General features: G+C 57.8%; 11 protein-coding genes. 3 read left to right on the top strand and 8 right to left on the bottom strand.

What is annotated here, in order from left to right; genetic code table 11:
* The first annotated feature begins 68 nt into the window (after nucleotides 1–68).
* A complete protein-coding gene (locus LG294_RS03170) occupies nucleotides 69–1286 on the top strand; it encodes an NRAMP family divalent metal transporter (protein WP_404289430.1) in 1218 nt (405 codons plus the stop codon).
* 28 nt (nucleotides 1287–1314) lie between these two features.
* Nucleotides 1315–2121, top strand: a complete 807-nt coding sequence (locus LG294_RS03175) for a putative hydro-lyase (protein ID WP_404289432.1) — start codon at nucleotides 1315–1317, stop codon at nucleotides 2119–2121.
* 68 nt (nucleotides 2122–2189) lie between these two features.
* Here LG294_RS03175 and LG294_RS03180 read toward each other — a convergent pair whose 3' ends face one another.
* From LG294_RS03180 to LG294_RS03215, 8 genes are all read right to left on the bottom strand, one after another.
* Nucleotides 2190–3197 carry an adenosine deaminase gene (locus tag LG294_RS03180; protein WP_404289434.1) on the bottom strand — a complete coding sequence of 336 codons (1008 nt, stop codon included), beginning with the start codon at nucleotides 3195–3197 and terminating at the stop codon, nucleotides 2190–2192.
* 221 nt (nucleotides 3198–3418) lie between these two features.
* The gene (locus LG294_RS03185) at nucleotides 3419–3880 is read right to left on the bottom strand and encodes a Clp protease N-terminal domain-containing protein (RefSeq protein ID WP_404289436.1); all 462 of its coding nucleotides are present in this window, start codon (nucleotides 3878–3880) and stop codon (nucleotides 3419–3421) included.
* Between the two features lie 262 nt (nucleotides 3881–4142).
* Nucleotides 4143–4586 (bottom strand): HD domain-containing protein, encoded by a 444-nt coding sequence (locus LG294_RS03190; protein WP_404289438.1) that lies wholly within the window; start codon nucleotides 4584–4586, stop codon nucleotides 4143–4145.
* A gap of 7 nt (nucleotides 4587–4593) precedes the next feature.
* Nucleotides 4594–5280 carry a GntR family transcriptional regulator gene (locus LG294_RS03195; RefSeq protein ID WP_404289440.1) on the bottom strand — a complete coding sequence of 229 codons (687 nt, stop codon included), beginning with the start codon at nucleotides 5278–5280 and terminating at the stop codon, nucleotides 4594–4596.
* A gap of 40 nt (nucleotides 5281–5320) precedes the next feature.
* Nucleotides 5321–7057: an acetyl/propionyl/methylcrotonyl-CoA carboxylase subunit alpha gene (locus LG294_RS03200; protein WP_404289442.1), complete on the bottom strand. Its 1737-nt coding sequence runs from the start codon at nucleotides 7055–7057 to the stop codon at nucleotides 5321–5323.
* The gene (locus LG294_RS03205; RefSeq protein WP_404289444.1) at nucleotides 7054–8664 is read right to left on the bottom strand and encodes a carboxyltransferase domain-containing protein; all 1611 of its coding nucleotides are present in this window, start codon (nucleotides 8662–8664) and stop codon (nucleotides 7054–7056) included. The genes LG294_RS03200 and LG294_RS03205 overlap by 4 nt, the downstream gene beginning before the upstream one ends.
* The gene (locus LG294_RS03210) at nucleotides 8661–9419 is read right to left on the bottom strand and encodes a LamB/YcsF family protein (protein ID WP_404289446.1); all 759 of its coding nucleotides are present in this window, start codon (nucleotides 9417–9419) and stop codon (nucleotides 8661–8663) included. Before LG294_RS03210 ends, LG294_RS03205 begins: the two co-directional genes overlap by 4 nt.
* 202 nt (nucleotides 9420–9621) lie before the next feature.
* The gene (locus tag LG294_RS03215) at nucleotides 9622–11079 is read right to left on the bottom strand and encodes an MDR family MFS transporter (RefSeq protein ID WP_404289448.1); all 1458 of its coding nucleotides are present in this window, start codon (nucleotides 11077–11079) and stop codon (nucleotides 9622–9624) included.
* A 151-nt stretch (nucleotides 11080–11230) separates the two neighbouring features.
* Here LG294_RS03215 and LG294_RS03220 point away from each other — a divergent pair, with 151 nt between their 5' ends.
* Nucleotides 11231–11842 (top strand): TetR/AcrR family transcriptional regulator, encoded by a 612-nt coding sequence (locus tag LG294_RS03220; RefSeq protein ID WP_404289450.1) that lies wholly within the window; start codon nucleotides 11231–11233, stop codon nucleotides 11840–11842.
* The last annotated feature ends 149 nt before the right edge of the window (nucleotides 11843–11991 follow it).

An 11991-nucleotide genomic window follows, 5' to 3' on the forward strand; every position in this document is an offset into this window, starting at 1 on the left:
ACCTGTATTGTTCTGTGAGTCACCAAGTTTTGTGACCGCAGTCACCGCAACCTGTAATGGATGGAACCATGGCACATTCAGAGGCTCAACCACAGCTCAGCAGTAAGGCACGGCGCACAGCCCTTATGGGTGCCATGTTTCTCATGGCAACGAGCGCCATTGGTCCCGGGTTCATTACCCAGACCTCGGAATTCACGGTCAAGCTAGGAGCATCCTTCGCCTTCGCGATCGTCGTTTCGATCTTGGTAGACATCGCAGTTCAGCTGAACGTCTGGCGAGTTATCGGAGTCTCCGGAATGCGCGCCCAAGAATTGGGGAATAAGGTGCTCCCCGGCGTGGGCTGGTTCCTTGCGGCACTGGTATTTATTGGCGGCATGGTTTTCAACATCGGTAACATCGCCGGTACTGGTCTTGGCATGAACGCGATGATCGGCATCGACCCAAAAATTGGCGGCGCAATTTCGGCAGCGATCGCCATTCTCGTCTTCCTATCCAAGAAAGCCGGAATGGCATTGGACCGGATCGTGGTGCTCCTCGGCGCGATCATGATCCTGCTGATGCTTTATGTCGCAATCATTGCAGCCCCACCCGTCGGTGAAGCGCTGAAGAATACCGTCATGCCGGAAAACGTGGATTTCTTGGTCATCACGACACTGATCGGCGGCACCGTTGGCGGCTATATTACCTATGCCGGTGCGCACCGCATGATTGACTCCGGCACTTCGGGCGTCGAACACGTCAAAGCTGTAAGCCGCATCTCGGTTCTCAGCATCATCGTTACCGGCGTCATGCGTGTTCTGTTGTTCCTCGCCATCTTCGGTGTGGTCGCCGGCGGTGTCGCTTTGACCAGCGACAACAAGGCTGCCGAGGCCTTCGGCGCAGTGGCCGGAGATATTGGGCTGCGTACCTTCGGTGTGATCCTCTGGTCTGCCGCGTTGACCTCCGTCATTGGCGCCGCCTACACCTCGGTTTCCTTCGTCACCAAATCGGCGACTAAAGAGCGCACTCGAAACCTCATCACCGTGGCATTCATCGCCGTATGCGCCGTGATCTACTTATTCTTGGGTCAGGCACCGCAGACCTTGCTGATCTTCGCCGGCGCATTCAACGGTTTGATCCTTCCAGTTGGATTTGCGGTTCTGCTCTGGGTTGCTTGGCGCCGCCGTGACCTGTTGAACGACTACAAGTACCCGGCGTGGCTACTGACTATTGGCGCGTTGACATGGGTCTTGACCATTTATCTCGGTTGGATGTCGCTCACGGGCCTGTCAAAGTTATGGGCCTGAGCTAGCGTCTGAACCCTAGGAGAAATTCATGATCCCGCTCGAACCGCATCGCAACGAACGTGCAAGCATGACCCCGTCCGTAGCGCGTAGCCTCTTTCGGCAGGGGCTGAGCGTGCCCACGGCTGGTTATGCTGCTGGATATGCCCAAGCTAATCTGATCATCGTGCAAAGGGAACTAGCATTTGACGTTCTACTTTTTGCGCAGCGCAACCCGAAATCGTGCCCGATTCTAGGAGTTCTGGAAGCCGGTCAAACGAGTAATGAGTTGCTGCCCGGTGGAGATATTCGCACGGATCTTCCGAAATACACGGTATACCAAGACGGTCAGAAAATAGCCGAGCCTACGGACCTGAGCAATTATTGGCGCGATGACCTGGTGACCTTGATCGTGGGTTGTTCATTCACCTTCGAGGCGGCCCTGATTGAAAATGGCATAGGTATTGCCCACATCGACCAAGGTGTGAATGTACCTATGTACAAAACAAGTATTCGTAGTGCCTCGGCCGGGAGTATTTCCGGACCGATGGTGGTCTCCATGCGTCCAATACCGGCTTCTCAAGTCGCGGACGCAGTGCGTATCACCTCCCGCTACCCAGCAGTACACGGAGCACCGATTCATGTGGGGAACCCCGAAGAAATAGGCATCACGGATCTGGGTAGGCCAGATTTCGGAGATGCGCTCACCATTCCGGACGGAACCATTCCAGTTTTTTGGGCATGCGGCGTGACTCCACAAGCCGCTGTCATGGAATCCCGTCCTGCGCTGGCGATCGGACATGCCCCCGGGCATATGTTAATCACCGATGCCAGGGACTCGATGTATCAGGTGCCGTAACCCCAAGTACGAATACCTGGTGAGTCCAGTGCCGCGATTCCATCCCCAAGGAATCGCGGCACTTCTAATTAACTGGGATTCAATTCCGATTGCAATTTGAGCCAAGCATCGACCTCGGCTACGAGCGCCGCCTTTTCTTCCGCATTGAGGAAGGAACCCTCGAAGGAATTTCGGGCAAGGGTTGCCAGCTGGGTTGCGGTCAAATGGAATTGTTCGGTGATTGCCGAAATGTTGGCGTCCATATAGCCGCCGAAGTAGGCGGGATCATCCGAGTGGATGGAAACCTTCAGCCCAGCTTCGAGCATCCGAGGCAGTGGATGATCTGCCAGGGTTTCCACCGCACGCAGTCGCACATTTGAAAAAGGGCATACCGTCAGAGGCATCCGTTCGTTGACCAACCGTGTCACGAGCTCAGGGTCTTCCAAGCAACGGATACCGTGATCAACGCGCTCAACTCGCAAAAGGTCCAATGCTTGACGGATGTAGTCAGCTGGTCCTTCTTCACCCGCATGAGCCACCAAATGGAGTCCGTTTTCGCGGGCGTAAGTGAAGACCTCCGTGAATAGTTCGGGAGGGAATCCTAGTTCGGAGGAATCCAAACCGATTCCATCGATCGCATGCTGTTCGGAAACAATCAATTGCAGAATTTCCATCGCAGATGCCGCCGGCGCATGCCGCCAGAAACAGGCGATGAGCTTATGGGTAATACCCCAACGCTGCCGGGCTTCATCGAGACCAGAACGAATTCCGGATATCACTTCGGAAAGTGTCAGCCCGCGTTCCAGATGTGCTTGGGGATCAAAGAATAGCTCCACGTGACGAACGCCAGAATCGTGAGCTCGTTGCAGGTAGGCTCGAGTGATTTCATGGAAATCTTCACTGGTGCGAAGTACGGCCATATTTGCGTAGAAGAGATCAAGGAACGACTGGAGATTGCTGAATTCATACTGCGCCCGTAGCTCCGCCAATGACTGGTAGGGCAGAGTGATCCCGTTCTTTGCCGCTAGCGCAAAGATCGTTTCGGGCTCTAAGGACCCTTCCAAATGGATATGTAATTCGGCTACGGGCAGTTTCAATTCTTGTCCTTTCGGAAGTTCAACCAACGTCTGGCTGCCTTGGTGAGTTGCGGCATCGGTACAAGGAAAATAAGTTATATCCGTGGTGGACAACGGCCGCTCAAATTGCTCTGACCACATACTAATAGGCCAGCCAGCCGGTTCTAACGATACTCTTCGCAGCGCACTCTGGGCTCAATGCAAGATGAGGTGGCTGTCACCGGAGGGAGGGATTGAAAGAACTAAGCGCCGTTTTGAGAGCCACCAGAGTTACCAGACCAGAGACGGATGAGTTGCTGGCGGATTCGGTTGGGAGTGGTTCCTAACCGCTCGAACGTCTTGGAAGCGATGCCGTCGCTGACACTCAGTAGCCCCAGTAATAGATGTTCGGCGTCGACGAAATCGTGGCCTAGTTCGTTGGCTTCCTGCAGTGACAGTTCCAGAAGTTTCTTTACATGCTCCGTGATAGGCAATTCGCCCGTAGTCCCGGTCTTCTCGTTGTCTGCCAACTCGTTGATCTGTTCGCGCACGTTCTCGTAGGGGATATCCAGGGCTTCAAAAGTTCTGGCAGGAATACCGTCAGGTTCTCGCACGAGAGCGAGCAGGAAATGCTCAGTGCCTAAATGGTCGTCGTTTCGAGCGGTGGCTTCTTGTTGCGCCACGACCAGGACAAGCCGTGCTCGATCGGTGAATTTCTCAAACATGACGGCACGTTCCTTCCCACCTAGTACTTCGATGCTACGCGCTTCACAGATCATGTGAAGAGCTAAGCCCGTGCAGATTCTCAAATACACAGCGCGTCGAAGAACGAGCCGAAGGGGCACTGCTAGCTTATCGGCGACGAAGTTTCGTGAGAATTACACCCACGCGGAGCCATCGGCAAAGCGCCGCTACTAATCTACGACCGGATATGCAGGTCCCTCATCTGGCCGAAGCGAACGGCCGGACGATCAGGGGCAAATGATCTTAGCTGGCCAGCAACGAGCGAACATAGGCGTATTTTTCTGCCAACCGGGTTCGTACCGTATCGTCAAGCAGCGCTGTCCGTTCGGGGGAGGTGTTATCGGCTAGATCGGCGTACTTAACCATGAGTCCGATGGGGTTTGCCCGGACACGGACACAGTAGTCTTCGATTCGCTCCCCATTGCGTTTGGTCACCGAATCGACTGCGTCGATGACGCTCTGCGGGATCCCTGCAGAGAGAAGATCCGATGGAGTGACCTCGCAATCTTCTAGGACATCGTGTAGCCAGGCTGCAGCGACGGTCTCGTCGCTTCCGCCATGTTCTCCAACGCTGGCTGCGACACGAGCCGGATGCGTAATGTAGTCCACACCTGCTTTATCAAATTGTCCTTCGTGGGCTCGACGTGCAATCGATTCGGCCAATGCGGGCAAGGAAGGCTCAGGCATAACGCTCCTATATTTTCTGGGATGACTCGTAATGTTCGAGAAGCTCGGCTTCCGCGGTATCTAGGTAGCCTAGTAGGGTTTGGGCTGCTTCGTTCCGCTGGCCGGAGGCAAGCAAATCAACGAGTGCGGCGTTTCTTTCCACATAGTGCGAATGGAAATCTGGAGCATCACTCATCGAATGGAAGACTAGACGCATTTTGGCGAGAATTCGGCCCATGAGTTCAAGCAGGTGAACGCTGCCGGTGGAACGCACGACGGCCTCATGGAAGCGTTGATTGGCATCAGCCATGCCAGGAACGTCGCGGACTTCGGCCGCCGCACGCGCCTCGAGGATCGCTTGAGCCAGCGCTGGGACATCCAAAGCGGGACCCCACGCCAGTGCCGCGGGTTCGATGGCCCGACGCACCGCGTAAATCTCTCGGATGTCTTCGGCGCTTGGTGAGGACACGAACACGCCACGGTTGGGGATTCGAGTGATGATCAGTTCGCTGTCCAAAAGCGTGAATCCCTCGCGAAGGGTATTGCGTGAGACTCCCAGCGCTTCGGACAACGCTTGCTCCGAAAGCTTGGAACCTGGCAACAGCCGACCGTTGGCAATTTCTTGGCGCAACGTCGAGGCCACCCAGGCGCTGGTATGCGCATGGGTAGATCCGCTCCCTAACGGAATTGAAGAGTAAGTCTCGTTCACGCTCATTCCTCTAATCTAGCCATTGCCTCGGACAATCCCACATTGGCTAAGCAATGCTTCCCAATGACTCACCACGATTAACTGCCTGTCCCGTGCTAAACGCCGAAGCGGTGAAGGTCCCGTCGCGATGTGCGGAGACTGGTGATTCCATTTTCATTGCTTCCAAAACTGCCACAGTCTGCCCTTTGGTCACCGGGGTTCCGTCCTCGACCGAGAACGAGACCAGGTTTCCGGACATGGGGGACAGCAGCGCGTCGGCATCGGCAATCGAAGCCTCGGTGCTACCTGCCCCGTTCGGGGTGGAACCACCGTGGCGGATGGCGTGCACCAGCGATGCCGGCAAGCCCAATGCCATCGCTTTGCCGTCCAGTTCGATGGTGAGCACTTCACGTTCGCCGCCGGCAGTGGTAGTGGCGATTTCCTCGCTATTGGCCAGTTCATCTGCGAAGTCGGATTCGATCCAGGTGGTGTAGACCTTAAAGCCTTGCTCGGCGGTGAAATCCGGGTGCTTGGCAACGGCCCGGTGAAAGGGCAAAACTGTGGGAACGCCCTCGATGGTGAACTCCGCCAGAGCCACCTGGGCGCGTCGCAGGGCCTGCTCGCGGGTCGCCCCATGGACGATCAGCTTGGCCATCAGCGAATCATATTGCCCAGGGATATTCGAGTTGCTACGGACTCCTGCATCTACCCGAATTCCGGAGCCGGTAGGTACCTCAAACCGGGTGATGGTCCCCGGGCCGGGCAGGAAACCGCGTGCCGGATCTTCGGCGTTGATGCGGAACTCGAAAGCATGGCCCACCGGTTGCGGATCCTCCTTCAAAGACAGTTCCTTGCCTTCGGCGATCCGGAACTGCTCTATCACCAGGTCCACGCCGGCAGTCTCTTCGCTGACGGGATGCTCTACCTGCAAACGGGTATTAACTTCCAAGAAGGAAATGAGTCCGTCTGGCGCTACCAGGTATTCGACAGTGCCTGCGCCCACGTAGCCTGCCTCGCGGCAGATGGCTTTGGCCGAATCGTGGATCTCGGCCCGCTGCTCGTCGGAGAGGAATGGGGCTGGCGCTTCTTCGACAAGTTTCTGGTGACGGCGCTGCAGCGAGCAATCGCGGGTACCCACCACGATGACATTGCCGTGAGTATCGGCAAGTACCTGCGCCTCGACGTGACGGGGCTTGTCTAGAAAACGCTCCACGAAGCACTCGCCGCGACCGAAGGCTACGGTAGCTTCACGGACCGCTGAATTGAAGGCGTCCTCGATTTCTTCCATGGTGCGTGCCACCTTCAAGCCGCGTCCGCCACCTCCGAACGCCGCCTTGATTGCCACCGGCACGCCATGCTTCTCGGCGAAGGCCCGAACCTCGGAAGCGTCGGCTGCTGGTGCATCGGTACCGGGCACCAACGGCGCACCAGCGCGTACCGCAATTTCGCGAGCTGTGACCTTATTACCCAATAGCTCAATAGCTTCAGGCGTAGGGCCGATCCAGATGAGCCCTTCGTTGATGACTGCCCGGGCAAAGTCTGCATTCTCAGAAAGGAATCCGTAGCCCGGGTGGACCGCATCGGAGCCGGAACGTTTGGCAACGGAAATGATCTTGGAAATATCCAAATAGGTTTCGGCGCTCGAAGACCCACCTAGCGCGTAGGCTTCATCGGCGCGGCGCACATGCAGGGCATCCGCATCGGGATCGGAGTAGACGGCAACCGATACCAAATTGGCGTCGGCTGCGGCGCGAGCAATACGGACGGCGATTTCGCCGCGGTTGGCGATCAAGACCTTTTTCATGCCTGGGATCCTTCGGTGCTTGGGGTGGTTTCGGAAAGTTCAAAACGAAGATGTGAGCCTGGCGGCAACTGCGCCGCGGCGGATAAATCTTCGGCGATGACTGTGGCGATCACCGGATAACCGCCGGTGACCGGATGATCGGCCAAGAACAGCACGGGCAATCCGGAAGGCGGTACCTGCAATGAGCCGAGCGCGACGCCTTCGCTGGAGAGCTCGCCAGCGCGTACGCGTTCAATGGCGCTGGCATCCCCTTCCACTGCCAGCCGCACACCGATTCGGTTGGACTCGCTGGTGACCAGCCAACGTTGGCCCAATAGTTTCGCGATACCGGCGGGACCGAACCAGTCATCGCGCGGGCCGGCCTGGACGCGCAGAACATAGCAGCCCTCGGCATCTGGCAGGGGCAGGGTGCTCGGTTCGCTCTGCCCCACAACTTGCAGGTTCTCCGGTAGCGATACCGGCAGGAAACTTCCATTGGCCAGTGGGGCCGGGCCCACCCCGGAGAGCGTGTCGGTGGACAGCGAACCCAGAATTCGGGGTAGCTGGATTTTTCCCCGAACCGAAAGATAGCTGCGCAATCCGTTTCCGGTAGGTTCCAGGTCCAGGCGCTCGCCGTCCAGCAAAGCGAAAGGCGCGTCCATGCTAACCTCGCGTTCGACGCGGAGGCCGTCGTGGGCCGCCGGAGTGATGAACAGCTTCGCTTCGGCTCCGCAGACCGCAAGTACCTGGTCGCTGTGAGCGAGCAGGCTCATTCGACCGGTCAGGTTTTCGATGCAGGCAGAGTCAGCCGCATTTCCGACTAGCCGATTTGCCTGATGTAACGCGGCGAAATCGGCGGCGCCGCTGGCCGGTACGCCCAGCCCGCCAAAGCCCTGCCGGCCAGTGTCCTGGAGCAGGCTCTGCAAACCGGAGTCGAGAATGGCCAGTCCGGGACCTGTGGGGGTTTCGTCTTCCGGAGCGGGCGAAGCAGTTGGCTGTAGGGTCAGAGCATGACGCGAGGCAATAAACTGCACACGATCCTGCGGGCGGATGAGCGCCGGATTTTCGCGGTTTAGATCCCACAAAGCGACGTTGGTGCGACCGATCAACTGCCATCCGCCGGGGGATTGGCGGGGATAAACGGCCGAGTACTCACCGGCGAGGGCCACTGAACCGGTGGGCACCTGGGTGCGTGGTGTCTCGCGGCGCGGAACCTGCAGATCGGTGTTTTCTCCCATAAGATAGGCGAAGCCTGGCGCGAATCCGCCGAACGCCGCACGCCACTGCTGGCCGGTGTGCGCGTTGACGACTCCTTCGGCTCCAAGCCCGGTGAGCTCTCCGACGCTTTCCAAATCCTCGCCGTCGTAATTGACCTCGATGGTGACAAGTTTTCCGGTGGTTGCTTCTGCCGTGTTCAACGTCAGCTTCGGTAGGAGCTTCTTGGCTTGTCGGGCCTGCTCGACGTTCTCGAACTTCACCATGAGCGTCGCGGCGGCAGCTAGGACATCGCGTTGTCCCGGCAGTGGTTGGGCCTGCAGCAGGGCATCTAGGGATAGGACAGATTCCAAGCCGTCCAATTCAACCAGCAGATCGTGGCTTCCAGCTGCATATACCGCGGTGATGCTCATGCGAAGCTCTTGATCTGCACGCCGGCCGATTCCAGCCCGGCGCGAACCGCGGCCGCCATCGCGACCGATCCTGCGGTATCGCCGTGGACACAGATCGACTCGGCTGGCATCTGGATTATTGAACCGTCCACTGCCTTAATGGTCCCTTCGGTGGCCAAGCGGATCATGTTCTCGGTGACCTGCACGGAATCGTGGAGCACGGCGTTCGCCTCGCGGCGCGAAACCAGGGTGCCGTCGGGGGTGTAGTTGCGGTCGGCGAAGGCTTCCGCGACCGGGCGCAGCCCGGCGGCCTCTGCCTTGGCCAGTGCCACCGAACCGGGCAAGAGCAGCACCGGGAGATCGTCGCCGAACGCCCTAATGGCGTCGATGACGGCCTGCGCATGTACTTCATGGTGCACGATGGTGTTGTAAAGCGCGCCGTGTGGCTTGACGTACGTGATGCGTGACCCCGCAGCGCGGGCCAGAGCTTGCAGGGCGCCCAGCTGATAGAGCACGTCATCGGCGAGTTCGGTAGCGGAGCAGTCGAGGAATCGACGCCCGAACCCGGCAAGATCGCGATAGCCGACATGTGCACCGATGGTGACGCCCGCGGAGACGGCATCGCGGCAGGTCTGCGCGATGCCAGTGGGGTCTCCTGCGTGGAATCCGCAGGCTACGTTGGCTGAGGAGACGGATTTGAAAATGGCCGCATCATCACCCATGACCCAATTGCCAAAGGATTCGCCCACGTCGGAATTCAGGTCGATGTACGTCATTTGTGATCCCCGTCTCGCTGTGCCATTTATCTAAGCATGCACCAAAAATGAGGATTGTTCAACAATCTTTTTGCTGGACGGTGATTTTACTGTGTGCGGCGGGGTGTGAATGGAGTGAAGTCAATCGTTAAAAGAGTGGGGGTTCCGCAGCCGCTGGCTGCGGAACCCCGCTCAATATTTCCCGCGTTGCGGGCACTCGTTGCTACGCGCGCTTTTCAACCTTCACGAAGAAGGAGAGTGCTACGCCGGCGGTGCCTAGTAGCGCGCCAACGATAAAGGCAACGTGAGCGCCGGCAAATAGTGCTTCGGCAAGCTCGGCGCCCTCTTCGAGCTTGGCGTTTGAGAGCGCCGTCAGCACGGTGATGAAGATGGTGGTGCCGATGGCACCGCCGAGCTGCTGGCCGGTATTGAAGATGGCGGAGCCGTGGCCGTAGAGACGTGGATTCACCGAGGCCATGGCCGAGGACATCAGCCCGGTCATTAGCAGGGCGAGGCCAATCGAGAAGACGATGTGGCTGAGCATGAACATCCATAGCTCGGTCTCGGTGGTGACCGAAACATACATCCACTGTCCCAGTGCGAGCATGATGGCACCGGGGATCAGCACCGGGCGTGGCCCGTGCTTGTCGTAGATGCGACCGAAGATTGGCGAAACGATGGCCTGGGCCAGGCCGCCCGGCAGCAGCATCATGCCAATAGCCAGCGAGCTGATGCCCTTTCCGGATTCGAGGATGATCGGAACCATCATGATTGAGCCGAGCAAGGTGCCGAAGGCGATCATGATCATCAGGATTGCGAAGGTGAAGGTTCGCGAGGTGAACGGGGTGAGGTTCAGCAATTCCTTGCCCTCGCGGGTCAAGCGAATCTGGCGTTTGATAAATAGTGCCAAGGAAACCAGGCCGATGGCGAAGGCTGCCACGGTTAGGAGCATGTTTTCGCTGGCCTTCTCGATCGTGGAGATTCCGTAAACCAGCAGACCGAATGCAAGTGCGGAAAGAATCACGGAGATCGCATCAACCGGAAGTTTGCGCGTGTTCGACGGAAGCTTGATGAAGATGATTCCCAAGATCAGGATGATCACCGACAGCGGGGCCATTAGAACGAAGATGTAGTGCCATCCCCAAGCGTGAACGATCGCCCCTGATACGGTTGGGCCGACTGCCGGACCTACGGAGATCACGATGGAGTTCAGGCCCATCACCGCGCCGCGCTTGTGCATTGGAATCAGGGTCAAGGTGGTGGTCATCAGCAACGGCAAAACGATCGCGGTGCCAATAGCCTGAATGACTCGCGCGGCAAGCAGGACGGCAAAGCTCGGGGCGAAGATGGCGAGCAGCGTGCCGATGAAGAAGCTGGACAGCGCGAAGATGAACAGCGAGCGGGTGCTGAAACGCTGCAGCAGGAAGCCGGTCGTGGGAATGACCGCGGACATGGTGAGCAGGAATCCGGTGGTGAGCCATTGGCCAGCCGCCGCCGAAATGTTCATGTCGGACATGATTCCCGGCAACGCCACAGTCAGTACGGTCTCGTTGAGGATCATCAAGAAGGCGGCAAGTGCCAGTGCGCCGATGATTCCAGTGAGCTGTTTCGTGTTCAGTTCGGGCTTCTCAGGCCGTGAAGGCGCGGAGTCGGCCTTGATTTCAGTGCGCGCGGAAGTCACAGATTCCTCTTTCTTGATGATGTCAACTTTCAAATACTGTCACAGAGTGACAGAATTTCGTAAGTAAAAGTGGCAGACTGTGACGGGAAATAAGTTTTCGCGGTGCCGTCATGGGACGATAAATACACGCAGAAGGACAAGGGGGACCTCAGTGGGAATTCGTGACGATCGCAAAGCCGCAACCAAGCGGGAGATTCAGGCGGCGACCTTGGATCTTGTCGAAAGCTTGGGACTGGAGGCCACTACGGTGGCGCGGATCGCCGAACGCGTTGGAATCTCTGACCGCACCTTCTTCCGCTATTTCGATTCCAAGGAATCCGCCATTGTTCCGGGCCTGCAGAAACTGATCGACGCGCTCGTTGCCGCCGAATTGGCGCCGGGGAGCTCCGCCGCGGAAATTTTTCACGCACTGCTCGAAGTGTGCCGCGGGCACTTCAATCTTGAGGTCCGGCACCATGAATTCCGGAGAATCTCAAGGCTCATGCTGCAGGATCCGAAACTACTCATGATCGCCACCCGACGCGAGCAGGAGTTGGTTGCGGCACTGAGCCAATCGTTGATTGAACGTGAGTTGCTGGATATGCTTCAGGCCCTGCTGCTTGCCGAAATGCTGGCGACTACCTGGCGCGTAGCCTGGCAATGCTTCGCTCATGAAGAGCTGGCAGGGTTGGATTCAAAGCCTGCTGAACTCTTCGAGCAGGCAGTATTGAGTCTTGCGGAAATTGCTTCAGTGTCCTTGCCGAGCGGTGAGCAGACCCCTTGAGTCACATTGAGTTATTGCCCATTAACTTAAATGTGACGAACTGCTCTACCGCAATTCATCCCGGCATTTCGGGGCTAGACGGTGCGATCCGCAACGAAATCTGGGCACCTAAAAGTGTGGTGCAGGGCAAAATCAGGTAAGTTTGGAAC

The organism is Glutamicibacter arilaitensis (genome assembly GCF_044793945.1).
In the GTDB taxonomy this organism is placed as follows: domain Bacteria; phylum Actinomycetota; class Actinomycetes; order Actinomycetales; family Micrococcaceae; genus Glutamicibacter; species Glutamicibacter arilaitensis_B.

Bases quoted from the DNA above. Each gene is read 5' to 3' on its own strand.
- LG294_RS03170 (WP_404289430.1), top strand. From the start codon at position 69: ATGGCACATTCAGAGGCTCAACCACAGCTCAGCAGTAAGGCACGGCGC.
- LG294_RS03175 (WP_404289432.1), top strand. From the start codon at position 1,315: ATGATCCCGCTCGAACCGCATCGCAACGAACGTGCAAGCATGACCCCG.
- LG294_RS03185 (WP_404289436.1), bottom strand. From the start codon at position 3,880: ATGTTTGAGAAATTCACCGATCGAGCACGGCTTGTCCTGGTCGTGGCG.
- LG294_RS03190 (WP_404289438.1), bottom strand. From the start codon at position 4,586: ATGCCTGAGCCTTCCTTGCCCGCATTGGCCGAATCGATTGCACGTCGA.
- LG294_RS03195 (WP_404289440.1), bottom strand. From the start codon at position 5,280: ATGAGCGTGAACGAGACTTACTCTTCAATTCCGTTAGGGAGCGGATCT.
- LG294_RS03200 (WP_404289442.1), bottom strand. From the start codon at position 7,057: ATGAAAAAGGTCTTGATCGCCAACCGCGGCGAAATCGCCGTCCGTATT.
- LG294_RS03205 (WP_404289444.1), bottom strand. From the start codon at position 8,664: ATGAGCATCACCGCGGTATATGCAGCTGGAAGCCACGATCTGCTGGTT.
- LG294_RS03210 (WP_404289446.1), bottom strand. From the start codon at position 9,419: ATGACGTACATCGACCTGAATTCCGACGTGGGCGAATCCTTTGGCAAT.